18 protein-coding genes and 2 tRNA genes are annotated in these 24187 nt (G+C 65.0%); 7 read left to right on the forward strand and 13 right to left on the reverse strand.

The features are described from left to right. Positions 1-280 precede the first annotated feature (280 nt). Entirely contained in the window at positions 281-781 is a 501-nt protein-coding gene (mobB, locus tag ACO1BU_RS06495; RefSeq protein ID WP_424135101.1) for a molybdopterin-guanine dinucleotide biosynthesis protein B, read from the reverse strand. Positions 782-949: 168 nt separating this feature from the next. Between mobB and ACO1BU_RS06500 the strand changes: the two genes are divergently transcribed. Both ACO1BU_RS06500 and ACO1BU_RS06505 read left to right on the forward strand, forming a co-directional pair. Then, positions 950-1951, forward strand: a complete 1002-nt coding sequence (locus ACO1BU_RS06500) for an NADP-dependent oxidoreductase (RefSeq protein ID WP_424135102.1) — start codon at positions 950-952, stop codon at positions 1949-1951. A 26-nt stretch (positions 1952-1977) separates the two neighbouring features. After that, positions 1978-3414, forward strand: coding sequence for a M20 family metallopeptidase (locus tag ACO1BU_RS06505; protein WP_424135103.1), 1437 nt, complete (start codon positions 1978-1980; stop codon positions 3412-3414). Positions 3415-3534: 120 nt separating this feature from the next. Here the strand turns inward: ACO1BU_RS06505 and ACO1BU_RS06510 are convergent, their stop codons facing one another. Continuing rightward, a complete protein-coding gene (locus tag ACO1BU_RS06510) occupies positions 3535-5103 on the reverse strand; it encodes a pectate lyase family protein (protein WP_424135104.1) in 1569 nt (522 codons plus the stop codon). Between the two features lie 442 nt (positions 5104-5545). Here ACO1BU_RS06510 and ACO1BU_RS06515 point away from each other — a divergent pair, with 442 nt between their 5' ends. The 4 genes from ACO1BU_RS06515 to ACO1BU_RS06530 all read left to right on the forward strand — a co-directional run bounded on the left by ACO1BU_RS06515 (position 5546) and on the right by ACO1BU_RS06530 (position 9834). Beyond that, positions 5546-6118, forward strand: a complete 573-nt coding sequence (locus ACO1BU_RS06515) for a SixA phosphatase family protein (protein ID WP_424135105.1) — start codon at positions 5546-5548, stop codon at positions 6116-6118. Positions 6119-6854: 736 nt separating this feature from the next. Further along, complete coding sequence (locus ACO1BU_RS06520; protein WP_424135106.1) at positions 6855-7352, forward strand: thermonuclease family protein; 498 nt, start codon at positions 6855-6857, stop codon at positions 7350-7352. Between the two features lie 198 nt (positions 7353-7550). After that, positions 7551-8861 (forward strand): citrate synthase, encoded by a 1311-nt coding sequence (gene gltA, locus ACO1BU_RS06525; RefSeq protein ID WP_424135107.1) that lies wholly within the window; start codon positions 7551-7553, stop codon positions 8859-8861. Between the two features lie 841 nt (positions 8862-9702). After that, positions 9703-9834 (forward strand): hypothetical protein, encoded by a 132-nt coding sequence (locus tag ACO1BU_RS06530; protein ID WP_424135108.1) that lies wholly within the window; start codon positions 9703-9705, stop codon positions 9832-9834. Between the two features lie 710 nt (positions 9835-10544). On the opposite strand, the gene ACO1BU_RS06535 is transcribed toward ACO1BU_RS06530, so the two are convergent. The 11 genes from ACO1BU_RS06535 to ffh all read right to left on the reverse strand — a co-directional run bounded on the left by ACO1BU_RS06535 (position 10545) and on the right by ffh (position 22658). After that, entirely contained in the window at positions 10545-14822 is a 4278-nt protein-coding gene (locus ACO1BU_RS06535; protein WP_424135109.1) for a sensor domain-containing protein, read from the reverse strand. A 799-nt stretch (positions 14823-15621) separates the two neighbouring features. Continuing rightward, positions 15622-15698: transfer RNA gene (locus ACO1BU_RS06540), tRNA-Arg, on the reverse strand. Positions 15699-15736: 38 nt separating this feature from the next. Further along, a tRNA-Arg gene (locus ACO1BU_RS06545) sits at positions 15737-15810 on the reverse strand. A 48-nt stretch (positions 15811-15858) separates the two neighbouring features. Then, the gene (gene leuB, locus ACO1BU_RS06550; protein WP_424135110.1) at positions 15859-16971 is read right to left on the reverse strand and encodes a 3-isopropylmalate dehydrogenase; all 1113 of its coding nucleotides are present in this window, start codon (positions 16969-16971) and stop codon (positions 15859-15861) included. 25 nt (positions 16972-16996) lie between these two features. After that, complete coding sequence (leuD, locus tag ACO1BU_RS06555; protein WP_424135111.1) at positions 16997-17608, reverse strand: 3-isopropylmalate dehydratase small subunit; 612 nt, start codon at positions 17606-17608, stop codon at positions 16997-16999. Beyond that, positions 17605-19023, reverse strand: coding sequence for a 3-isopropylmalate dehydratase large subunit (leuC, locus tag ACO1BU_RS06560; RefSeq protein WP_424135112.1), 1419 nt, complete (start codon positions 19021-19023; stop codon positions 17605-17607). Before leuC ends, leuD begins: the two co-directional genes overlap by 4 nt. Before the next feature lie 63 nt (positions 19024-19086). Next, positions 19087-19524, reverse strand: a complete 438-nt coding sequence (gene rplS, locus ACO1BU_RS06565) for a 50S ribosomal protein L19 (protein ID WP_424135113.1) — start codon at positions 19522-19524, stop codon at positions 19087-19089. 26 nt (positions 19525-19550) lie between these two features. Continuing rightward, entirely contained in the window at positions 19551-20306 is a 756-nt protein-coding gene (gene trmD / locus ACO1BU_RS06570) for a tRNA (guanosine(37)-N1)-methyltransferase TrmD (protein WP_424135114.1), read from the reverse strand. After that, complete coding sequence (rimM, locus tag ACO1BU_RS06575; protein WP_424135115.1) at positions 20303-20890, reverse strand: ribosome maturation factor RimM; 588 nt, start codon at positions 20888-20890, stop codon at positions 20303-20305. The genes trmD and rimM overlap by 4 nt, the downstream gene beginning before the upstream one ends. Positions 20891-20908: 18 nt before the next feature. Beyond that, positions 20909-21250 carry a 30S ribosomal protein S16 gene (rpsP, locus tag ACO1BU_RS06580; RefSeq protein WP_424135116.1) on the reverse strand — a complete coding sequence of 114 codons (342 nt, stop codon included), beginning with the start codon at positions 21248-21250 and terminating at the stop codon, positions 20909-20911. Positions 21251-21275: 25 nt separating this feature from the next. Beyond that, the gene (ffh, locus tag ACO1BU_RS06585; RefSeq protein WP_424135117.1) at positions 21276-22658 is read right to left on the reverse strand and encodes a signal recognition particle protein; all 1383 of its coding nucleotides are present in this window, start codon (positions 22656-22658) and stop codon (positions 21276-21278) included. Between the two features lie 326 nt (positions 22659-22984). On the opposite strand from ffh, the gene ACO1BU_RS06590 reads away from it, so the two are divergent. Further along, positions 22985-23185, forward strand: coding sequence for a hypothetical protein (locus tag ACO1BU_RS06590; RefSeq protein WP_424135118.1), 201 nt, complete (start codon positions 22985-22987; stop codon positions 23183-23185). Positions 23186-24187: the final 1002 nt, after the last annotated feature.

Consider the following 24187-nt stretch of genomic DNA (forward strand, 5'->3'; position numbering starts at 1 on the left):
CCCGCCGGTGCCGCCCCGCCTGCCCCAGAGGCAACACCACAGAGTGTTGGGCCGGATAGGAGGAAGCGGTGATCAGCCCTTCCTGACTCGGCCGACCTGAACCGAAGCCCTGAGCGGCGCGAGGTCCGGCTTCAGAGGCAACCGGGGCATCCATCTCTGGCGTTTCCCGCTCATCTCGACCGATGGACGGTCCGGCGGAAAGGCACGCCGTCTCGACGGTTCCGGATCGGGTTCTCTACCAAGGGAAATACCACCACCGGGTTCGCGATTTCCGGACCGATCAGCCCGGCCAGGGCGCCGCGAGATCCAGCACCAGGGCGGCAACGGCCGGGATGTCGTCCAGCCCCGCAAATGGCAGCGCCCCGGGCGGCGGCACATCGGCAGCCACGGCACGAATCGCTGGATCCTCCGGATGCAGCCAGGGTTTGCCGTTGGCCGCGCGGTGCACCTCGATCTTAGGGTGGGCGTCGCGCTTGAAACCCTCGACGATGACCAGGTCCACGGGGTCGAGATGGGCCAACAGCTCCGGCAGGCCCGGCTCCGGCGCCCCGCGCAGCTCCGTCATCAGCGCCCAGCGCACGGAGGAAGAGACGAGCACCTGAGATGCCCCGGCCTGACGATGGGTGTGGCTGTCCTTGCCCGGTCGGTCCACATCGAAGACATGATGCGCGTGCTTGATGGTGGAGACCGACAGGCCCCGCCCCTTCAGCCAGGGGATGAGTGCCGCCAGCAGGGTGGTCTTCCCCGCCCCGCTCCAGCCCGCCAGCCCGATGACCCTCATCGGGCATCCGTGCGGAAATGGCGCATCGCGCGGCTTCGGCCGTTGGTCATTCCCGGCCTGTAGCGCCGCCTCGGCTCCCGCACCAGACGCGACGCTCCACCGGCCCCGCGGCTTGTTCCCGCGGCGGCTCGGCGTAACTAGAGCCACGCCGAATAGAGGAGCCTCCGCATGGCCGAAAGCAACCTTCGCATCCTCCTCCGCGCTCGCCCCGAGGGCCGCGTCGGCCCCGAGCATTTCGAGGTGAAGGAGGAGGCGCCACCCACCCCCCGCTCGGGGGAGGCCTTGCTCCGCAACCGCTTTCTCTCGCTGGACCCCTATATGCGCGGCCGGATGAGCGCGGCGAAGTCCTACTCCGCCCCGGTGGAGATCGGCGGCGTGATGGAAGGCCAGTCCGTCGCCCAGGTGGTCGAGGATCCGACCGGGCGCTTCCAGCCCGGCACTTGGGTGTTGGGCGGGATGGGCTGGCAACGCTTCTCCGCCGTGCCGGCCGCCACCCTCCGCCCACTCGATCCCGAGGCGGCCCCGGTGACCACCGCGCTCGGGGTGCTCGGCATGCCCGGCACCACCGCCTGGGTCGGAACGACCGAAATCGCCCCTCCCCGCCCCGGGGAAACCTTCGTGGTCTCGGCTGCCTCCGGCGCGGTGGGCAGCGTGGCCGGGCAGATCGCCATGCGGATGGGCGCCAAGGTGGTGGGCATCGCCGGAGGCCCGGAGAAATGCTCCTTCGTCCGGGACGAGCTGGGCTTTCCGGAATGCGTGGATCATCGCGCCCCGGACTTCCCGGCCCGTCTCATGGCGGCCTGCCCCAATGGGATCGACAGCTACTTCGAGAATGTCGGCGGGGTCGTGCAGAAGGCCGTCTGGCCGCTGATGAATGAGTTCGGCCGTATCGCCTTCTGCGGGATGGTGGCGGAGTACAATGACGAGCATCCCCTGCCCGGCCCGAATCTCGGCGCCGTCGTCCGGAAGCGCCTCAAGCTCCAGGGCTTCATCGTGCGCGACCATCCCCGCGCCTTCGCCGACTGGCAGCGGATCGGTGGCGCCTGGCTGAAGGAGGGCAGGCTGAAATACCGGGAGGACATCGTGAAGGGGCTGGAGAACGCGCCCCAGGCCTTCATAGGCCTGCTGGCCGGAAAGAACTTTGGCAAGCTTATCATCGAGGTGACCTGAGGCCCTTCCGGGCGTAGAGGGGCGCCATGAAGAACGACCCCATCGCGCTCGACCGCCTCTCCGATGCCGTGGAGGCGAAGGCGCCTGCTTATACTGAGCTTTCCGATCGCATCTGGGCCATGCCCGAACTGCGCTTCGCCGAGCATCGCTCGGTGGAGGCGCAGATCGCGCAACTGGAGGCCGAGGGCTTCCGCATTACCCGCAACGTCGCGGGCATCCCTACCGCTTTCATGGCGGAGTACGGGGAGGACGGCCCGCTGATCGGCTTCCTCGGGGAGTTCGATGCCCTGGCCGGGCTTTCCCAGGAAGCTGGCATCGCCGAGCCGCGGCCGCTGGAGGCCGGGGGCAATGGCCATGGCTGCGGCCATAACCTGCTCGGCGCCGGCGCCATGCTCGCCGCCGTCTCGGCGCGCGACGCGCTGCGCGAGTCCGGGATGAAGGGCCGCGTCCGCTACTATGGCTGCCCCGGCGAGGAAGGCGGATCGGGCAAGACCTTCATGGCGCGGGAAGGCGTGTTCGATGAGTTGGACGCCGCCATCACCTGGCATCCCGGCGCCTTCAACGGCGTCATGTCCATCCGCAATCTCGCGAACTACCAGGTCTATTTCCGCTTCAAGGGCAAGGCGGCCCATGCCGCGGGTTCCCCGCATCTCGGCCGTTCCGCGCTGGATGCGGTGGAGCTGATGAATGTCGGCGTGAACTACCTGCGCGAGCACATGCCGCAGGAGGCTCGGGTTCATTACGCCATCACCAATTCCGGCGGCATTTCTCCCAATGTCGTGCAGGCGAATGCCGAGGTGCTCTATCTCATCCGCGCGCCCCGTGTGGCCGAGGCGCGCGCGCTGTTCGAGCGCGTGAAGGCCTGCGCGGAGGGCGCCGCGATCATGACCGGCACGAGCTGGTCGTTCGAGATCGACAAGGCCTGCTCGGAAACCCTGCAGAACCGCACGCTGGACATGGCGCTGCACGGCAACTTCCAGGCCCTGGGTGCGCCACACTATGACGAGGCGGACCAGCGCTTCGCCAGCGAGATCCGGCGCAGCCTCACGGAGGAGGACATCGCCTCCGAAGTGGCAAGCTTCGGCGCCGATCCTGGCTTCGCCCATGTCGCGCTGCATGAGGACGTGCTGCCCTTCGACGGCAATCCGATCACCCAGGCCGGTTCCACCGATGTGGGTGACGTCTCCCAGATCGTGCCGACCGTGCAGGCCTGGGGCGCCTGCTGGGCCGTGGGCACGCCGTTCCACACTTGGCAGGCGGTGGCGCAAGGCCAATCACCCCACGCCCACAAGGGCATGGTGCAGGCGGCCAAAGTCATGGCCGCAACGGCGCTTGATGGGTTCCGCGATCCCGAGCTGCTTGCACGGGCCAAGGCGGAGTTGGTGAAGCGCCGGGGCGGGCAGCCCTATAGCTGCCCCATCCCGCCGGACGTGGTAGCGCCGCCGCTGCGGCAGGGACGGTAGGAAGTACCGGGCGCGCCAGCATCACCAGCGCGCTCCGGGTCGCGAAAGCCGTGAGGTGGCCGGGGAAAATGCCTTTCCCCGGCCTTCTCATTCACAGGCAGCCTCCGGACCAGACCGGAATCACAGCACGAAGTCGTCGGCCTTCAGGGCCATATCAACCGGCAGGGCGATCTGGAAATCCGCCTTCCCATCGCCGTCCACATCGGCCTCCACCAGCGTGAGAGCCTCCTGCTCGTCGATGCGCAACTCGCCGGCTTTTCCGGCAAAGTCGTCGGCGCCGATGAAGGCAAAGTCCTGGTCACCGCTCCGGTCAGTTCGCGCATCGATCCTGCTCAGGTCGATCTGGTCGGCCGACGGGTTGAAGTCAGTAATGACGGATCGGCCGTCTCCGGCTGGGCTCTCCTCGATGCTTGTGAACACCAATTCGCCGCGTCCGGCTTCGCGATCCAGCGTGTCGTCCCTATTTCCGCCGGACAGGGCATCGCTACTGGTGCCGAGCGATAGCGTGCCGTTGCCATCCCCCTTGCCCGGCGTTCCAGCACTGCCCACTGTGCTCAGGACCTCGTCTGCCGCGCTTTCCTTCGAAGGATCAGCATTGCCGGCTCCCTTCAGATCCTCGCCGTCACTCGGCTCCGAGGATGTCTCGCCATCGCTGGAGCCATCATTGCCATCCATATCGCCTTCGGCGGTCGCGGGCTTGCCAGCCCCCGCCCCTGAGCCGAGCCGGCCCACGCCGGCGTGGCTTAGAATTTCCGCCTTTACCTCGGATGCTGAAGCCAGCTCATAGTCATAGGGTACATCGTAATGTGTGGTGGATTTTCCATCCGCTGCGCTGGCCTCGTCGCCGCCGACATTGCCCCAGCTGACATTATCGAGCTCGTTTCCCCGCAGGTTCCAGTATCCGATCTCCTTGCTGTCGAGGCTGACGATCGGATCCCGCACATTCTCAAACACGTTGTTCTCGATCAGGCCTTCCGCCCCCATGCGCAGGTTGATCGCGGAGGTCTCCACCTCAGAATAGTAGTTGTTGTAGACATGGACATATCCGTCGCGGATGCTTGGAGCGCGGGATCCGATATTCTCGAAGATATTGCCACTGTAGGTGACGTAGCGGGCACCCTCATCGCTGTCGCTGTAGCCGTTCAATGACACCTTGTGGTGGTCGTGGAAGTTGTTGTTGGAGACAGTAACGTACTCCACGCCGCGCTTCATATCGAGCAGGCCGTCATACTCGTCCTTGCCAACGGACATGGAGCTGTAGAACTCGTTGTGGTCGATCCAGATGTTATGGGCGCCGCCCTCCATCCCGATCGCGTCCTTGGGCCCGCTCCCCACATCATGGATCGAGAGATTTTGGATGGTGATGTTCGACGAGCCGTCCTTGATCCGGATGCCGATTCCGTCGAACTCCGCACCGTCACCTGTGCCGATGATCGATAAGTTGTGGACGTCGGCGATGTCGATCACCTCGGCCCCCGTGTTGCCGGTGGTGATCTCCCCATCAACGCGGACGGTCAGCGGAGCCGAACCGGCCGCCTTGATGGCCTCGAGCAACTCCCGGCCGGTGGAAACCGTGACGGTGCTTCCGCCACTTCCACCAGAAGTTCCGCCATTAAGGGACGCGAAGCCGTGCGCTAGACTGGAAGCCATGCTACATCCCCCGGAATATCTTAAGTTATGATTGGCCATTTGGTGGCCGCCGCTTTGTTACCGGCCAAGATGAAACGGGGGCAATCCGTGCGTTTGAGTCAAACCGAAGGAACGTTGAATTTTCTGCAATGAAGTTCGTTAGATCCTTTTCATGACGGATATATTCCTTCCAGGAACAAGGAAGCAATTCAAGATCACGCTGTTGCAGCATGTAGGCAACAACTGATGTTCTTTATCCCGGTGCTTTGGCGTGTGCGGGAATGATACCTCACTTCTGCACGCACGAGATGTACGTAAAGTAAAAAAGTAGGTGCCGAGGTCTGGAACGACTTGCCAAAAGGAGGGTGGCGTGGTCACCCCGGCACCTCCACCAACTCCTCCCCCGCCGCCGGCGCGCAACTCCCTCCGCTGACTTCGAATCCCGGAACGCCCCCGGCCGGCCGCATGATAAACCGGCCGCGCGGCACGAGCCCGCGCTTCGTTGAACGGCCCCTCCCGCGACAGCACGCGGCAGATATGCGAGAATGCCCGCATGGGTCAGTTGCTGCTGCTGCGTCACGCCAAGTCGGCCTGGGATGATCCCGCCCTACCGGACCATGCCCGCCCGCTGAACGCCCGGGGCCGCCGTGCCGCCGCGGCCATGGCGGGGGCCATGCGGAATCTGGGGCTCCGGCCCGATCTGGTTCTGGTCTCTTCCTCCCGCCGCACCCTTCAGACGCTGGAGGTGCTGGGCACGCTTGACGGTCCGCCGCGTGTGGAGCCGATGGACGATCTTTACCTCGCTCCCTGGCCCCGACTGCTGGAGGCGGTACGGGAGGTGCCAGACACTGTGCGGAGCGTTCTGCTCATAGCCCATAACCCGGGCCTGCATGACCTGGCGCTCAATTTGGCCGGCGAGGTCTCCGCCCCCTCCGGGCAAGCGCTTGCCGAAGCCTATCCCACCGCCTCCCTCGCCGAGTTCGCAGTGGAAGGGCCTTGGTGTGCGCTCGGGCCCGAACGGGCGCAACTCATACGCTTCCTACAACCGCGCGACCTGCCGGAACTGGCCGCCTGACATCGGCACAGAGGCACCAAGACGAGCGATCCTGGATGAATGAAGCTTCCGAGTCTCTCTGGAGCGCATCTGCTTTTCGAAAAAGAGTGCTGCCGCCCCTCCTCCCTGCACATGGCCGGGATCACCGCCCCGCCCCCGAAGCAGGGTAAGGACAGGGTCGCAGAGGCCGATTCCTCCACTCGGGGCTTTCGAATTCGCTGCCCTCGACCGTTACCTGGGGCAGGACCTTTGTTCCCGGCCTAACCTGACCAGCCTCGGGGCGAGGCACGGTCAAGGGAAGACCGCCGCCACGTTACTTGCGGCGGATCCTTAGCCAGGAGATTTGCGCCGGATCCGGCAGCCAGATGACCTCCGGCTCGTTTGACGACTAGGCGTCATCCAGCCAGCTTCTGAGGATCGGGCTGTGCAACGCTTGGCTACGCGCGGCGCACCTGCTTCGCGGGGCCCGTCGCGAGAGATCTGGCTTCAGCACTGAACACCGCCCGCCTACGGAGACGCGTGATGGCGAGTTTCCCGAAATCATCCCTGACGAGCTGTCTGATGAAGATTTCTTCAGATCGCTGCGGGAATTCCGAAGCCTGGCCAGGCTCGACAGCGAAATCGGCTCGGCCCCAGGCTGCTGAACGAAGTTGGCCCGGCTTGTGCCGGGCCGGCGGGGCTTGCTAGGCAGGCCACAGTGCTTCCCCGTCGCCGAATCTTCCGTCCTGCCCCATCCCCTCGTGCCTGGCGCGGGCCCTTGCTGTTGCTCGGCTTGGCAGCCGGTGCGGCGATGCTGATCGGGCTGGGTGGCCCCACACAGCTTTTCGGGGACTCGCCGCGCGAGCAGGACTGGACCGCCACGCCCTCCGAGGTCCGGGTGGTGGATGGCGACACGCTTCGCCTTTCCGACCGGGTCGTGCGGCTTTCGGGCCTTAAGGCTCCGGCGCGCGGCGAAACCTGTCGTGATCCCGGCGGCCGGGAATTCGATTGCGGCGCGGGATCGGCCGAGGCGCTATCGCGGCTGGTGGCTGGGCGTGCCGTGGAATGCCGTGTCCGCGGGCGGGACCGCTACGGCCGAGGTCTGGCCCGGTGCGAGGCCGGCGGCGTGGAATTGAACGGCGCCCTCGTCTCCTCTGGCTGGGCACTGGGGGAGGAGAGTGCGCTGGCCTCCCTGGAGCAGGCGGCACGTTCGGCGGGCCGCGGCCTTTGGGGCGCCGGGGCACGGGCGCCCGAGGCCTGGCAGGGCCGCCGCTAGGGCCTTCGGGCCTGACATGCGGCTGACGCGCCGCGGCGTATCCGGTGCCGCGGATGGACAAGCCCGCGCTCTGGCCTATCTTGCGCCGCACCATCCCGAAGGATCGGTGACGGACCGGCCCAGGCCGCCCCGCGCGCCGCGCCCCCGGAATAAGGTGTCCACCAAGACGGCCGGTCGTACCGGCTGGAGGATCAACGCATGAGCGACACGTCCCCGCAGGGGTCCGTCACCCTCACCCTCGACGGCACGAACAAGTCGAGCCGAGCTCCGCTGGTGCAGGCGAGCATCGGCCCGGCTGTTGCGGACATCAAGAAGCTCTATGCCGACCTCGGCATCTTCACCTTCGATCCCGGCTTCGGCATGACCGCGGCTTGCGAGAGCAAGATCACCTATATTGATGGCGACAAGGGCGTCCTGCTCTATCGCGGCTACCCGATCGAGCAGCTCGCCGAGAACTCCGACTTCACCGAAGTCTCCTACCTGCTGCTGAATGGTGAGCTGCCGAGCAAGCAGCAGCTGAAGGAGTTCACCCACAACGTCACCATGCACACCATGGTGCATGAGCAGATCCGCCGCTTCTTCGACGGCTTCCGCCGCGACGCCCATCCGATGGCGATCCTCTGCGGTGTGGTCGGCGCCCTCTCGGCCTTCTACCACGACGCTCTCGATATCAATGATCCGCGTCAGCGCGAGATCTCGGCCTTCCGCCTGATCGCGAAGCTCCCGACGATCGCAGCGATGGCCTACAAGTACTCGATCGGGCAGCCCTTCGTGTATCCGCGCAATGACCTGAACTACGCGGAGAACTTCCTGTATATGCTCAATGCCGTTCCGGCGGAGGAGTACAAGGTCAACCCGATCCTCTCCCGCGCCATGGACCGCATTCTGGTCCTGCATGCGGATCATGAGCAGAACGCCTCGACCTCTACCGTACGCCTCGCCGGCTCCACCGGCGCGAATCCCTACGCCTGCATCGCGGCGGGAATCGCGGCGCTTTGGGGCCCCGCACATGGCGGCGCGAACGAGGCGGTTCTGAAGATGCTGACCGAGATCGGCCGCCCGGAGAACATCCCGGACTTCATCAGCAAGGTGAAGGACAAGAACTCCCACGTGAAGCTCATGGGCTTCGGCCACCGGGTCTATAAGAACTTCGACCCGCGCGCGAAGATCATGAAAGAGACCTGCCACGAAGTGCTGGCCGAGCTCGGCATCAAGGACGAGCCGCTGCTCGACATGGCGATGGAGATGGAGCGGATTGCGCTGGAGGATGAGTATTTCGTCTCCCGCAAGCTCTACCCGAACGTGGACTTCTATTCAGGCATTATCCTGAAGGCGATGGGCATTCCGACGAGCATGTTCACCGTGCTCTTCGCGGTGGCGCGTACCGTCGGCTGGGTGAGCCAGTGGAAGGAGATGATCGAGGACCCGGCGCAGCGCATCGGCCGCCCGCGTCAGGTCTATACGGGGGCGACAACCCGCGATTACGTTCCCGTCGACAGCCGCAGCTAATCTCTGCAGCCGGCGCTGCCCACAAAGTTGAAGGGACCCGCTCCGATAGGGGGCGGGTTCTTTCGTTTTATAGTACCTAGAGTTGAGCTGGAACAAACTTCACAATCCGCTCGAAAATTTCCCCCCACCTTTATGTATTCGCCTAGAAAAATTCCGATCGTCTTTCCGCAATATTGAGAACATCGGGCGAAAAAGGTCTTAGAAATGTAACCTTCCACCATACAATGTCTTAATGTTCTATTAATGTTCTCTTGATAACGACATAGTGACTGATCTTTTCTACTTTCAGTTGCAGGCCAAAGGTCTTCTTCACGTGAAGATTGCATCACCCCAACTGGATGCGTGTGCCCCGTCGCTGGATGAACTTGTCCGCCGACAGCTGCGTCGCTGGCCCCAGCACCCGCCCGGTGCACCCGTGAATGCCAAGCAGCCCGGCACTTGGCTCCGTGCCCGCCCAGGCGACCCAAAAGCCGCAAGTCAGCCCTTTCTACGGCTCCCGGGCACCAACCGCCTCCGTACGCTGCCAGACGGGCTCTGGCTTCACTTCTCGCCGGACCCTGCTGACCCCTACGCGGACATTCTCTGCATCGAGGCCTGCTCGAGCCTGCAGAATCTCTTGGACAAGCGGTCGCGTTTCGCCCCCTCCACCACCTCACTCCTGGCGGTCTGCCCTCTGGCTTGGCTGCTAGCCCCGTGCCAGCCGCATGACCCAACTCCACGTTGGAAGCTTATCCGCCTCATTCGGGCGGAACCGGCCGAAGCTCTCTCGCTGCCGGTCCGGGACGTACGGGTGCTCTACGGGTTGAAGTCTCGCCAGTACGATGGATTCGCCCGCACTCAGATGCCGCAGGCCCACGAGTATTTCTGCCCGATGGAGGCGCTGATCGCCGAACGGGGCGACGAGAACCCGGCGATGCGCGCTCTTCTCGCCCGCGCCAGTGCCACAGCGAACTTCATGCACCTGCCGGGCTGATGAAAACCAGACGTGTCGGTGCGGCGGTGCCGGGCCGGCCCATGGGCTCTGGCACTGGGACCAATACATCAAAGGCGCCTGCCCAAATCAGCCGGCCGGCCAATCAGATCGACAGGTCCGACGAGCCCAGAACTTCTACCAGGAACAGGCACCGGTACATTGCTGCGCCTCTTGAGGCCACGGCTCCGCCCCCCCCCTGGATCCCGGGCCGCCTCTCTCCCGCCTTTCTGCCCCTTTCGGACAGCCCGTCTGCAGCGCCCGCCGCGTGGCAGCAATCAATGCGAGCCGAGGAAGCCCGGCCACCAGGCACGTCTGGGCTTCGCGCAAATGCCCATACTCTGCGTTCTATTGCTCAGAGCACCAAAAACCCAGCGGGAGGACCTGCCGGGGGAGTTTGGTCTGGAATGAGGATGCCTAACAGTAGCCAGGCACTCACCTCACCGCATCCAAATGAATGCGGGTTGCGCATCTGCCCGCTGAGGAGCGGCACGACTGGCCATCAAGCGGACCTCCAGGACGACTGTTACGTCAAGCAACCGGGCGCACCATTCGCAGGCTTCTCAAACCTCCTTCGGAATGGAGGCAGCTTCCATACCGCTCGGTGGCTGTGGAAACGTTTCCCCAAAAGCAACGCCGGGCGACATGGTGCCAGCGGCCTGTTTCCTCCCTAGAAAGGTCGTGATGGGGCGATCAACAGCCCCTTCTCGCGCTCAGCTTTCTGAAATAGGGCTGAACCGTTCGGCCTGCGTCGCAGCCTGGACCAGCCGCAGAGCTTCCGCGGCTTGGACGGGTCTGCTGAACAGGAAGCCCTGTCCCTCATTGTAGCCATCCTTGCGCAAGGCCGCGAGCTGATGCGCCGTCTCGATTCCTTCGGCCGTGGTTGTGATGCAAAGCCCGGCACCAAGGCCAGCAACCGCACGCACGATGGCCCGGGCCTCGGCCCCGTGCGGAAGATCGCCGACGAAGGAGCGGTCCAGCTTGATCTTGTCGAAGGGGAAGCTGCGCAGATAGCCGAGAGAGGAATAGCCCGTTCCGAAGTCGTCCATCGCAATCCGGATCCCCAGGCGCCGCAGATCCTGAAGCACAGCCAGGTTGCCGTTGTCGTCCTGCAGCAGCACGGATTCCGTGATCTCCAACTGCAGCCGGCAGGGCTCCAACCCGGCGGCAGTAAGCGCCGCGCGGACGGTATCGACCAGGACCCTGCTGCGGAACTGCACCGGCGAGAGGTTAACCGCGACACTGATATCGGACGGCCAGGTCGCAGCCTGCCGACAGGCTTCACGCAGCGCCCATTCACCGATCTGGATGATGAGGCCGGTTTCCTCGGCGACCGGGATGAAGTCGGCGGGGGAGATCATGCCGCGCTCGGGGTGGCGCCAGCGTAGCAGCGCCTCGAAGCAGCTGATCGCGCCGGTGCCGAGATTGATTAGCGGCTGGTAGTGCAGCTCGAACTCGTCCCTGGCCAGGGCTTCGCGAAGCGCCAGCTTGATCACCTGTCGCGCGCGAATGCTTTCATCCATACCCGGTTCGAAGAAGCGGTGAACGCCGCGGCCATCCCCCTTGGCCCTGTAAAGGGCCATGTCGGCGGCCTTCAGCAGCTCATCAGGATTGCCGCCATCCTCGGGCACGAAGGCCACGCCGATGCTGGTGCCGATGGCAACCTGCTGCCCATCCAACTCGAAGGGCGCAGACAGGGCAGCCACGATGCGCCGGGCGAGCTCGTCGGCATCCTCGTTGGACCGGATGGCGGTCTGGATGATGGCGAACTCGTCACCGCCGAAGCGGGCCACCGTGTCGGAACCCCGCACGCATTGCTGCAGGCGGTCGGCCACTTGCCGCAGCAGGGCGTCGCCCGCCGGGTGCCCGAGGGTGTCGTTGACCGCCTTGAAGCCATCCAGGTCGAGGTAATGGACCGCGGCCCGGGCGCCATGGCGGCTGTCGAGCAACGCCCGCTCCAGTTGCTCGCGGAAGAAGATCCGGTTCGGCAGGCTGGTCAGCCCGTCGTGGCGCGCCATATGGGCGATCCGTTCCTGCGCGATCAGGCGCTCCTGCTCAGCCTTCCGCCGCTCCGTCACGTCGCGAAAGAAGATGGAGATTCCCTCAGCACTCGAATAGGCATGCACCTCCAGCCAGCAGCCAAGCGCGTGCAGGTATTCCTCGAAGGCCACCGGCATCTGCTGGTCCATGGCGCGCTGGTAGTTACGTGCGAAGATCCCCTCCGCCTCGTCCGGGAATATCTCCCACAAGCTCAGCCCAAGGCGGGGCTTCCGGTCACCCAGCGTTCGCTCCGCATTGCCGTTGAGGTAGGTCACCCGCCAATCTCGATCGAGCACGACCACGCTGTCCATCGTGCTTTCCAGCACGGAGGAGAGGCGCGCCGCAGCGGCCTCAGCCCTCATGCGTGCATGCTCGATTTCCGTGACGTCACGGGAGATCGCCAGCAGTTGCGCGGGAAGGTCGTCCGGCCCGGGAATGGCACGCAATACGTTGTGGAAGCAGCGACGCTCACCCTTGAACGTCAGACAGGACGCGCTGAACTCAACGGCTTCCCCGCGCTGCGCCCGCTCAACCGCGTTCTCCACCAAGCCCCTGCTTTCCGCAGGCCAGACATCGGCCCACGGCTTACCTTCGATGGCGGAGAGGTCCTCGACCCCCAGAAGGCGCTGCCCGGGGCTACTCATGAAGAGCACCCTGCCCTGCAGGTCGAGCACCTTCATGCATTCCGGATTGGCCTCCAGAATGCTGCGGCTGAAAACCTCGCTGGCCCGCAACGCCTCTTCGGCCGCCCTGCGGTCATGAACATCCTCGGTGGAGCCATACCAGCGTACAATCCGGCCCTCTGCGTCTCGGCGTGCGGCAGCGCGCCCGCGGAACCAGCGGTAGCTTCCATCGGGCAGGCGCAGGCGCTTCTCGTGATCGACGCGCGTGCCGGTCGCGAGGGCATTCATCCAGTTTCGCTGCGTGTCAGCGAGATCGTCCGGATGGATCAGGCGCATCCAGCCGGTGCCGACGCTAGCATCATGACTCAGCCCAAAGAGCTCCCGAAAACGGGGAGAGATCTCCAGCAGCATACCGTCCGGATCGGTGGTGAAGGGAAATTGCGGGTTGAGTTCGACGAAGTGGCGATAGTGATCCTCGCTCTCGCGCAGCGCCAGTTCCATGGCTCGCCGCTCTGAAATGTCCAGGACGGACCCGATATAGCCAAGGAAGGTTCCGTCCGGCGCGAAGCGTGGGTCGGCAGTATCGATCACCCAGGCATAGCCTCCCTCGGCGCGGCGCAGACGATACTCCGTCCGGAAGCACTCGTGCCGTGCATTGGCCGCCGTGAATGCCTGCTCGACAGCACCGCGGTCGTCGGGGTGGATGGCCTCGATCCAGCCAAGGCCCTGAACATCGGCATCACTCTGTCCGGTCGTCTCGTGCCAGAGGCGGTTCGAGAAGGTGCAGGCACCCGTCTCGTCGCTCACCCAGATCATGACCGGGGCTTCGTCCGCCATGGCGCGGAAGCGCAGCTCACTCTCACGCAGGGCCTGCTCGGCCAGCTTGCGCTCGTTGATGTCTTCGAGCGTTCCGTACCAGCGGAGCACACGGCCGCCGGCGTCCCGTCGGGGGGTTGCGCGCACGTGAACCCAGCGATAGCCGCCACCGGCCTGCCTGTAGCGGCACTCCTTTGAGAAGCTCTCGCCGCGCTCAACCGCGCGCTGCCATTCCGCCATCGTGGCCGCTAAGTCTTCTGAGTGTAGGGCAGCAGCAAAACCGGTTCCGAGCGTCTCCTCCACCGTCATCCCCGTGCGCTCGCACCAGCGCGCGCCGATATCGAGGACCGCTCCCGTCGGATCGGCCGTCCAAGGGATCAGGGGACTCAGATCCAGAGTATAGCGGTAACGCTCCTCACGCTCGCGGAGAGTGATCTCGGCGAGCTTGCGGTCGTGGATCTCCTCGAGCGTGCCGTACCAGCGGAGGATCCGCCCCCCATCGTCCCGGAGCGCGGTCGCGCGGGCATGAACCCAGCGAAAGGTGCCGTCCTTCAGACGGTAGCGATACTCCATCGAGAATGCCTCGCCCGTCTGCACGGAGAAGGCCCAGTTCTGGCTGGTCTCAGGCAAATCTTCGGGGTGGACCGCCGAGGCCCAGGCGCCTCCCAGGGTCTGCTCGGGCGTGCGGCCGGTTCGCCCGTACCAGCGCTCCGCCACGTCGATGATCATGCCTTGCGGGTCGGCCGACCAGGCGATGAGGGGGCTCAGTTCCACCGTCGCCTGATAGCGCTCCTTGCTTTCGCGCAGAGCCGCTTCGGTCCTCTTCGTCTCTGTGATGTCGGCGCAGGAGACGATGATGAAGGGCTCCTCCCCAGCGGGGCCGGCCAGCATCACCAGGCGCTTGCGCGTCTGCAGGATATGAACAACGCCATCGTGCAGGGTGAGGCTTTCCTCAACCTGCCGCTCCTCCCCGGTCGTGAAGACCTCGTCATCGAGGGCAGTGTACCCGTCCGCCTGGTCGGCGGGGACCAGATCATGATCCGTCTGGCCCAGCAATTCCTCACGCGGGCGGCGCATGAGCGCACACCACGCGTCATTCATCAGCAACCACCGATGCGCTCGATCCTTGACCAGGACTGGATAAGGCACCCCGTCGAGTAGCCGTTCAAGCGACTGCACCGGGTTGAAGCCAGGAGCAATTGCGGAAAACGGCCGCTTCTGAGCGTCTGCGACCCGCAGCAGAGCCTGGGAGATAAAGCCGTCCATCCTGGGCCGTTCCTCATCAGAGCTGAAGGGGGCAAGCTTCCCCATCGCTGGCTGGTTAACAGCAATGTAATCACGATTCTGTGAGTTATCAATACAATTCTGAGGAAGAGAATACTTGTTCCTTCTCCGCAATCTTCGGAGCGACTGACTCCTCTCGGAGAGGGCAGTAGCGGGACCTAGAATATGGTGGACTGCAGGTGGCCCAGGCTTGGGCGCATGCTGCATCTGGAGCGCCAGAGTGCGCATTTGCTAAGCTCTCACGCCTCAAACGCATCCTGGATCGCGCCAGACGCTGTAGGCTGTAGAGAGAAGCCAGTTGCACCTCATGAGTAAGGAGGTTCGGAAGGAGCCCTGAGGTGCTGCGCGGTCGAGATCCGGTTCGACCAAGCGCCGGACGGCTGCTGCATCGCCAAACCAGGTCAGCTCAGGAGATTCATCGCTCCAGCGGTATTGAGTCCGCTTGAGCAGGGCCGAGTGGGTTCGATGCCCCAGGCGGCGCTAGCGGCTTCCGAAACTGGAGAGGACCCAGCGTTCGACAGATGCGGTGGAGGACAGCCTTGATGGCGATCAAGCTCCCAGGACTCGGCTGTACGGCGGGCAGACACAGCCCGCCAGAACAACCGACGCCCTGCCCGATTACCGGTCGGCCGCCCTCCAAGGCTGCTGGCCGGGACTCAAGGAATGTCGCTGCAATGCCGGTTAAGCCCAAGCGGGAGGCTCGGCGCCTGCAACGAGCATACCCAGCCGGGAGCAAGATGATGAAGGACTGCTCCCAACCCACAGCTCGTAAGCGCGTCCGGCATAATCGCCCTGCCAGCCCGAGCCGGACCCGAGACCAACTGGGACATCCTAGCCTTCGTGAAGCAGTTCCTGACGCCACTCTATCCCGAAGAGCGACGCAGTGGCGCTAGGCAACCCAATCGCCCTGGAGGCACTAGCCTGTGAGCAACTACCGGATTCAGTATGGGAGAGGAGGCACTGTCCTGCCGCCCTGTGCTGGCAGCCGATACTTGTGCAAGAAACTGAGCTAATTCTTTGAAAGCTTTGGCGCGCCCGAAAGGATTCGAACCTCTGACCCCCAGATTCGTAGTCTGGTGCTCTATCCAGCTGAGCTACGGGCGCATCACCAAAGATCAAAGAACAATCGGCCTGGAGCTTAGCGCGCTCGAGAGGATTCGAACCCCTAACCCCCAGATCCGTAGTCTAGTGCTCTATCCAGTTGAGCTACGAGCGCTCGCCTTGGGCCGCGAAATAGCCCTAAGGCCGAAGGCGCGCAAGCCCCTCAGGCTGCCATTTTATCGAGTTCGCGCACAACGGCCTCGCCCATCACCGAGGTGCCGACGCGAGCAGCACCGGGCACCATGATGTCGGCCGTGCGCAGGCCGCCAGCGAGCACCTTCTCCACTGCACTCTCCAGCAGCCTTGCGTCTTCCTCCATGCCGAAGGACCAGCGCAGCAGCATGGCGAAGGAGAGGATCTGCGCGCAGGGGTTGGCGATGCCCCTCCCTGCGATGTCAGGCGCCGACCCATGGATCGGCTCGTAGAGCGCGTTGCGGCGTCCGCTCGAATCCGGGGCGCCGAGCGTGGCGGAAGGCAGCATGCCCAGGCTGCCCGTCACCGCCGCGGCCAGGTCCGAGAGCAGATCGCCAAAGAGATTGCTCGCGAGGACGACATCGAACTGCTTGGGCCGGGATGCCAACTGCATCGCACAATTGTCGGCATACATGTGCGACAGCTCGACATCGGCGAACTCGGTCTTGCCGACCTGCGTGACGATCTCACGCCAGAATCGGCCGGACTGCATGACATTCGCCTTATCGACGCTTGTCAGCTTCCCAGTCCGCTTGCGCGCCAGTTCGAAGCCAACGCGTGCAACGCGGGCGATCTCCTCCTCCGAGTAGGTCTCGGTGTCGTAGCCGCGACGCATGCCGCTCGGCAGCGTCTCGATCCCGCGCGGCTCGCCGAAATAGATGCCGCCCGTGCTCTCGCGCACGATCATAAGGTCGAGACCATCGACCAGATCAGCCTTCAGCGAGGAAGCCTGGGCCAGAGGCGCCCAGACCAGCGCAGGGCGCAGATTGGCGAAAAGGCCCAGATCCTTGCGCAGACGCAGGATACCCAGCTCAGGCCGGTTCTCGAAGGGCAGCGAATCCCATTTCGGTCCGCCGACGGAGCCGAACAGGACCGCATCCGCCCGAAGCGCCTTCTCCACCGTGCTGTCCGGGCAGGGATGGCCCTCCGCATCGATGGCGGCGCCGCCGACCAGCCCCTCCTCGATGTCAAAGCTCACATGGCGACGGCGATCCATCCAGTCCACCACGCGGCGGACCTCGCGCATCACCTCGGGGCCGATGCCGTCACCAGGCAGCACCAGCAACTTCTTATTCGCGGGCATTCGGACGCTCCTTGGGCGCGGTGGCTCAGCCGTAAAGCCAGGGCTGGGCAGCGCGTTGCTTCTGCTCGAAGCCCTCGATCACCGAAGCGCGCTGCATGGTCTCGCCAATATCATCGAGCCCATTCAGCAGCCGATGCCGGCGAAGTGGATCGACCTCGAAGGGAATTTCCTCCCCGTTCGGGCGAACGACGACCTGGCGCTCGAGATCGACGGTGATGCGGGAATTCGCCCCCATTCGGGCGTCCTCCATCAGCGCATCGCAGATCTCACGCGGCAGCTTGATCGGCAGGATGCCGTTCTTGAAGCTGTTATTGAAGAAAATGTCGGCGAAGTCCGGCGCAATGACGCAGCGGATGCCGAAATCGAGCAGCGCCCAGGGTGCATGTTCGCGCGACGAGCCGCAGCCGAAATTCTCATGCGCAATGAGAATTTCGGCATGGCGATAAGGCTCCTGGTTCAGGACGAAATCGGGCTTCTCCGAACCATCGTCATTGAAGCGCATATCGGCGAAGGCGGCGCGACCCAGGCCCTTGCGCTCGATGGTCTTGAGAAAGCGCGCCGGGATGATCTTGTCGGTGTCGACATTCGCCATTGGCAGCGGTGCCGCGATGCCGGTCAGGGTGGTGAAAGGCGTCACGACATCAGCTCCCGCACATCAGTCAGGTGACCCGTCACGGCGGCCGCAGCGGCCATGGCCGGAGACACCAGATGCGTCCGTCCGCCCTTGCCCTGCCGGCCCTCGAAATTGCGGTTCGAGGTGGAGGCGCAGCGCTGGCCCGGCCCGATCCGGTCGGGGTTCATGCCGAGGCACATCGAGCACCCGGCCTCCCGCCACTCGAAGCCAGCCTCCTTCAGGATGGCATCCAGGCCTTCCTGCTCAGCCTGCTCCTTCACGAGGCCAGAGCCGGGCACGATCATCGCGCGCACGCCCTCGGCCACCTTGCGGCCCCGCGCGACCTGGGCAGCGGCGCGGATGTCCTCGATCCGACCATTGGTGCAGGACCCGACGAAGACGACGTCGACTTTCAAATCCTGTAGCCGCTGGCCGGGCGTCAGGCCCATATACTCCACCATGCGGCGAAGCTGCGCGCGGCGTGCCTCGTCGGCGCTGCTCTCCGGATCCGGCACCACGCCGGTGATAGGCAGCACATCCTCGGGCGAAGTACCCCAGGTGACCATCGGAACGATCTCGGAGGCATCGAGCACGACCTCCTTGTCGAAATGCGCGCCCTCATCCGTAGGCAGCGTCTTCCACCACTGAATGGCGCGCTCCAGCGCGTCGCCCTTGGGCGCCATCGGGCGGCTGCGGACATATTCGAAGGTGGTTTCGTCCGGCGCGATCATGCCGGCGCGGGCACCCGCCTCGATCGACATGTTGCAGACCGTCATACGGCCGGCCATGTCGAGAGCGCGGATCGCCTCCCCGGCGTATTCGATCACATGGCCGGTGCCGCCGGCCGTGCCAATCTTGCCGATGATGGCCAGCACGATGTCCTTGGCCGTGCAGCCGAAGGGCAGCTTGCCGTTCACCGTCACCCGCATGTTCTTCGCGGGCTTCTGCAGCAGGGTCTGAGTGGCGAGCACATGCTCGACCTCGGAGGTGCCGATGCCGAAGGCCAGCGCACCCATCGCGCCATGGGTGGAGGTGTGGCTATCGCCGCAGACAATCGTCATGCCCGGGAGCGAGATACCCAGCTCCGGCCCGATGATGTGCACGATGCCCTGCCGCTTGTCATTCAGCGGGATGTAGTTCACCCCGAACTCAACGACGTTCTTCTCCAGCGTCGCGACCTGCAGCGCGCTCTCCGGCTCCTGAATGCCGGTGAAGCGGGTGGCGTCGGTCGGAACATTGTGGTCCGTGACGGCGATGGTGCCGTCCAGCCGGTGGACACGGCGCCCGGCGGCACGCAGCCCTTCAAAGGCCTGCGGGCTGGTCACCTCATGGACGAGGTGGCGATCGATGTAGAGGAGGGCCGTTCCATCCGGAAGCTGCTCGACGACGTGAGCGTCCCAGATCTTGTCGAACAAAGTACGCGGCTTCGTGGCCGACATGTGCTTTCCCTCCATACTCCATCGGAAAACGGCCCGCCGGTCTTCCGGCGGGCCGCGTCCGACTTACGCCTGCTGCTCGTTCAGCTGTTCGCCAGCGGCAACCGGGCTCTCCGCCACCGCGGAAGCACCGCCCTTGCCACGGACCGCAGCGCGCTCCTGGATGCGGGCCGACTTACCGGTGCGGCCACGCAGGTAATACAGCTTGGCGCGGCGAACCTTGCCGCGGCGCACCACCTGGATCTCCGCCACGTTCGGGGAATAGAGCGGGAAGACGCGCTCCACGCCCTCGCCATAGGAGAGCTTGCGGACGGTGAAATTGCTGTTCAGCCCACGGTTGGAGCGCGCGATCACCACGCCCTCGAAGGCCTGGGTGCGGATGCGCTCGCCTTCCTGCACCTTCACCATCACGCGCACGGAATCACCGGCGGCGAAATCCGGCGTGGCGCGGGTGCTCGCCAGGCGGGTCATCTGCTCGTGCTCGAACTGCTGAAGCAGGTTCATGGCTGTGGTCCTTCTCTTCGTCTCGTTTAGGCGGGGCTTGCCGCCGGATGCAACGGCGCGCCCGCGCGCCCCTGATCTGCTTTACTGGGCTGTGTAAGGAGGTCGGGACGCCGCTCGCGCGTCACGGCCTCGGATTGCTCGCGCCGCCAGCGGGCGACCTCCGCGTGGTGGCCGGAGAGCAGGACCTCCGGCACGCGCAGGCCGCGCCACTCGGCGGGGCGGGTGTAGTGGGGATATTCGAGCAGGTTGCCCTTCTCGGAGGACGAAAAACTCTCCTCCTCCGCACTCTCGGCCGCCCCCATCACGCCGGGAATGAGGCGCACGCAGGCGTCGAGCAGCACCATGGCCGCGAGTTCCCCCCCGGAGAGGACATAGTCGCCGATCGAGACCTCGATCATGCCACGCGCCTCGATCACGCGCTGGTCCACCCCCTCATAGCGGCCGCATAGGGCCACCACGCCGGGCCCCGCCGCCAGCTCCCGCACCAGCTTCTGCCGGAGCGGCGCGCCGCGTGGGGTGAGATAGACCAACGGGCGCGTGTCACCCTCGGGCATGGCGGCGGCGCAGGCGGCATCCACCACATCCGGGCGCAGCACCATGCCGGCGCCACCCCCGAAGGGCGTGTCGTCCACCGTGCGGTGGCGGTCGGTGGCGACATCGCGAATGTCTCGCGCCTCCAGCGACCACAGCCCGCGCTCCAGTCCCCGCCCGGCAAGGGAGGTGCCCAGTGGCCCCGGGAACATGCCGGGGAACAGGGTGAGGACAGTCGCCTTCCAGCTCATGCCGCATCCCGCCCGCCGCTGCGGCGGCGCATGGAGGGACGGCGCGGCCGGGGCGTGTCGCCCGCCTCCGCCTCGCCGGGCTGGGGAGGCACGACCTCCTCCGCCGGCGGCGCGACGACGATGCGGCCCGCCGCGATCTCCACCACGGGCACCGCGGCCTTCGTGAAGGGGATCAGCATCTCGCGCCCGTTCGCATCGCGCAGCGTGATCACGCTGCCCGCGCCGAAGTCCTCGACCGAGGAGACGGTGCCGAGCGCCTCCCCGCCTTCCGTCTCGGCCCGGAGGCCAATCAGGTCGGCAAGGTAGAACTCGTCCTCCTCAGGGGGTGGCAGGGCCTCGCGCTCGACATAAAGGCGCGTGCCGGTCAGCTTCGCAGCGGCGTCACGATCAGTGACCCCTTCCACCTGCACCAGCCCCTCCGCCAGCCATTTCAGCACGAAGCGCCGCGTCCCGCTTTCATCCGAAAGCGGGCCATAGCTGGCGACGGCGGCCGGCTCGGCGGTGTAGGAGCGGATATGCACCAGCCCCCTCACCCCATGCGGGCGCCCGAATTCGCCGACCAGGATGCGACGCGACGCGGACATGGCTCTGCGGCGCTAGGCTCAGCCGTTCGCGGCAGCGGCCGCGGCGGCACGCTCCTGGGCGCGCTTCTTCGGAGCGGACTGCTTCGGCTGTTCGCGGAACACCGGCATCGGCGCCAGGCCTGCCTTGCCGAGGAACTTCGCCACGCGGTCGGTGGCCACGGCACCCTGGCTGATCCAGTGCTGCACGCGCTCATCGAACAGGCGCACGCGCTCAGCATGATCGGAGGGCAGCATCGGGTTATAGGAGCCCAGGCGCTCGATGAAGCGGCCGTCGCGCGGGGAACGGCTGTCCGCCACCACGATGTGATAGTAGGGGCGCTTCTTGGCACCGGCGCGCGCGAGGCGAATCTTAAGGCCCATGTCGTAGTCCTTCTCTCTATCTCTCTCAGAAAGGCCGTCGGTTTCCGGCGCCCGGAAGCAGGGCACCGAGCCCGCCCCGCATCAGCCCCTTCTGACCGAGCTTGTTCATCCGCTTCATCATCGCGGACATATCGTCAAACTGCTTCAGCAGCCGGTTCACATCCTGAACCGTGACACCGGCACCCGCGGCGATGCGCTTCTTGCGCGACGCCTTGATGATGTCGGGATTCTTCCGCTCCTTACGCGTCATCGAGGAGATGATGGCGGCCTGCCGGCCAATCATCTTGTCGTCGATCTTCGCGTTGGCGATCTTGTCCTTCATCGCGCCCATGCCGGGCAGCATGCCGAGGATCCCCGAGAGGTTCCCCATCTTGCCGACCTGCTTCAGCTGCGCCGCGAAGTCCTCCAGGTCGAACTGACCCTTCTGCATCTTCGCGGCCAGCTTCTCGGCCTCATCACGATCAATCGTCTCCGCCGCGCGCTCAACCAGGGAGACGATGTCGCCCATGCCGAGGATGCGGCCGGCGATACGGGACGGGTGGAAGTCCTCCAGCGCATCCAGCTTCTCGCCAGCACCGAGAAGGCGGATCGGCGCACCGGTAACAGCCCGCATGGACAGGGCGGCACCACCGCGCGCGTCGCCATCAACGCGCGTCATGACGATGCCGTTGACGCCCACGCGCTCCTGGAAATTTCGCGCGGTGTTGACCGCGTCCTGGCCCGTCATGGCGTCGACGACGAGCAGGGTCTGGTGCGGCTTGGTCGCGGCCTTCACCGCCGCGACCTCCTCCATCAGCGCATCATCAATGGAAAGACGGCCGGCGGTGTCGAGGATGACGACATCGTAGAGCTCGCGCCGCGCCGTATCCATGGCGCGGGCAGCGATCTCGAGTGGCGTCTGGCCGGGGATGATGGGCAGGCTGGTCACGCCGGCCTGGCCCGCCAGGGTCTGCAGCTGGAGCTGCGCCGCCGGGCGCTGCACGTCCAGCGAGGCCAGCAGCACCTTCTTCTTCTCGCGGCTTCGGAGCCGCAGGGCGATCTTGCCCGAGGTCGTCGTCTTGCCCGAGCCCTGGAGGCCGACCATCAGGACCGGCACCGGCGCCGGTGCATTCAGGTCCAGGCCGGGTGCCTCGGCGCCCTCCCCGCCCCCGAGCGCCTCGACCAGCGCATCATGGACGATCTTGATGACCTGCTGGGCCGGGGAAACGCTGCGAATGACCTCCGCGCCCACGGCCCGTTCACGCACGCGGTTGATCAGATCGCGCGCCACCGGCAGGGCCACATCAGCCTCCAGCAGGGCGATGCGGACCTCGCGAAGGGCCTCATTCACGTCGGCTTCCGAAAGCGATCCGCGGCGGCGGAGCTTGTCGAAGACGCCGTTCAGGCGGGTGGAGAGCGCCTCGAACATTCGGGCGGGTTCATTCCTTGTCGTTGGATTCAGCCCATGACCGATCGCGCCGCTGCGCGAGCCTTCGCGGAGCGACGGAGCCGGCACCCCTGGGGTGACCGACCGGCGGGCGGGACTGATCCCGTGAGGTACGGCGCATAAGGCCACCGCGCAGCGCTGTCAAGCTGCAAGGCCCGTTGTCGAGATCATGTCCCGGTGCCCCGGATCACGTCCGCCCCCGCAGAAAATTCACCGGCTTCATGGTTTATCTATTTTTATTCTCGAGCGTTATGCTCGTGAATTGGATGTAGTGATGTAGCTCACGCACGCCCGCACCGGAGTTGCCGATGACGCGGTCACCAACCTTTCCTTCGTCAGAACGCTCACCCCTTTCAGACACGACCAAGCACGAAGCCCTTTTGCTGGCCGTCAGGGACCTCCTCTACTATGCCCGGGCGAATAAATTGCCGCTGGCGGACAAGGTGCTGACAGATGTCCTGGCCACGCTGGATGACTGGCCGGCCGAAGAGCTTCAACGGTCTAGCTGAAGCTGCAAAAATTGCACCGAGCACGACATTCCGGGAGCCGCCGGTCTGTCATTGACCGCTGACCATACCCTGCGGCGGGTTACCCGCCCTTCCATGAAGCGGGTGCGAAAACCTGACCTTGCGGAACACTCGCGCTAGCCTTGCCTCAAACTAGGCAGGAAGAATTGAGGCCGGCTTTGCTCCCAGTCGAAGCCGGAGCCAGTATTCCCTGCCGCTCCGCCTCCCGGATTGCCGCTTCGAAGCCTGCCGCAATAATTGCCCGCTGCCTCGTCCGCCCGACCGGGTCCGCATCGATCGACGCGGAACTCAGGAGTTGAAGCAAGGACTCACGAACCCGGTCGAGGACGTCCGCCCGAGCGGCCGGCGATGCCTTACGCCGAGCGAGTCCCGCAAAGGTGGAGAGAAACACCTTTCTCACACTCTCCATTTCGAGCTCGCGTCCCGCATTCATGGCCCCGCCCCCCCCGATTTACGATGGCATCGTTATAATTCCTCCATTCGTGTCATTGTCGGAACAAATTAACAAGTACGACGCGAGCCGGATCAGAGATGCCCCGTGCGGGGATGCGAGCTGCCTCGTCCCAGGCCGTCTATTGGATGGAAGTCGTGGAATACGAAGCGCAATCCGACCAGACAGCACAGGCCCACATAGGCCCCGGCTACCGCCCCATAGAGGCGGGGCCAGAACAGAGCCTCAAAGAGAGCAGCCCCAACCAAAACCGAGAGGAGCAACAAGGCAAACGCGGCCAACGCCCTCGCAACAGGGCCGCGGCTAATCAATGTCCTTATCATTGACGCCTCCCCGAAAGGATTGCGGCAATTTAATTTTGGAAAGGTAAAACTTCCACTACTCGGGCGTTGAAAAGAAGCTGTCACATTCAACTGTTAGTAGGAAGGCCCCCTTCTGGGATCGTCCTAGCGCCTGCTGAGAGCCGGCGCGGGGCCCCCCGCCCACCCTGGTGACAACCCACACAATTCCACCCCACTGCCCCGTAAATTTCG

It is taken from the genome of Roseomonas chloroacetimidivorans (genome assembly GCF_049629625.1).
In the GTDB taxonomy this organism is placed as follows: domain Bacteria; phylum Pseudomonadota; class Alphaproteobacteria; order Acetobacterales; family Acetobacteraceae; genus Roseomonas; species Roseomonas chloroacetimidivorans.

What these genes read in the sequence shown, in the direction of transcription:
- mobB (WP_424135101.1), bottom strand. Translation starts at nt 781, where the DNA reads ATGAGGGTCATCGGGCTGGCGGGCTGGAGCGGGGCGGGGAAGACCACC.
- ACO1BU_RS06500 (WP_424135102.1), top strand. Translation starts at nt 950, where the DNA reads ATGGCCGAAAGCAACCTTCGCATCCTCCTCCGCGCTCGCCCCGAGGGC.
- ACO1BU_RS06505 (WP_424135103.1), top strand. Translation starts at nt 1,978, where the DNA reads ATGAAGAACGACCCCATCGCGCTCGACCGCCTCTCCGATGCCGTGGAG.
- ACO1BU_RS06510 (WP_424135104.1), bottom strand. Translation starts at nt 5,103, where the DNA reads ATGGCCAATCATAACTTAAGATATTCCGGGGGATGTAGCATGGCTTCC.
- gltA (WP_424135107.1), top strand. Translation starts at nt 7,551, where the DNA reads ATGAGCGACACGTCCCCGCAGGGGTCCGTCACCCTCACCCTCGACGGC.
- ACO1BU_RS06530 (WP_424135108.1), top strand. Translation starts at nt 9,703, where the DNA reads ATGCCGCAGGCCCACGAGTATTTCTGCCCGATGGAGGCGCTGATCGCC.
- ACO1BU_RS06535 (WP_424135109.1), bottom strand. Translation starts at nt 14,822, where the DNA reads ATGCGCACTCTGGCGCTCCAGATGCAGCATGCGCCCAAGCCTGGGCCA.
- leuB (WP_424135110.1), bottom strand. Translation starts at nt 16,971, where the DNA reads ATGCCCGCGAATAAGAAGTTGCTGGTGCTGCCTGGTGACGGCATCGGC.
- leuC (WP_424135112.1), bottom strand. Translation starts at nt 19,023, where the DNA reads ATGTCGGCCACGAAGCCGCGTACTTTGTTCGACAAGATCTGGGACGCT.
- rplS (WP_424135113.1), bottom strand. Translation starts at nt 19,524, where the DNA reads ATGAACCTGCTTCAGCAGTTCGAGCACGAGCAGATGACCCGCCTGGCG.
- trmD (WP_424135114.1), bottom strand. Translation starts at nt 20,306, where the DNA reads ATGAGCTGGAAGGCGACTGTCCTCACCCTGTTCCCCGGCATGTTCCCG.
- rimM (WP_424135115.1), bottom strand. Translation starts at nt 20,890, where the DNA reads ATGTCCGCGTCGCGTCGCATCCTGGTCGGCGAATTCGGGCGCCCGCAT.
- rpsP (WP_424135116.1), bottom strand. Translation starts at nt 21,250, where the DNA reads ATGGGCCTTAAGATTCGCCTCGCGCGCGCCGGTGCCAAGAAGCGCCCC.
- ffh (WP_424135117.1), bottom strand. Translation starts at nt 22,658, where the DNA reads ATGTTCGAGGCGCTCTCCACCCGCCTGAACGGCGTCTTCGACAAGCTC.
- ACO1BU_RS06590 (WP_424135118.1), top strand. Translation starts at nt 22,985, where the DNA reads ATGACGCGGTCACCAACCTTTCCTTCGTCAGAACGCTCACCCCTTTCA.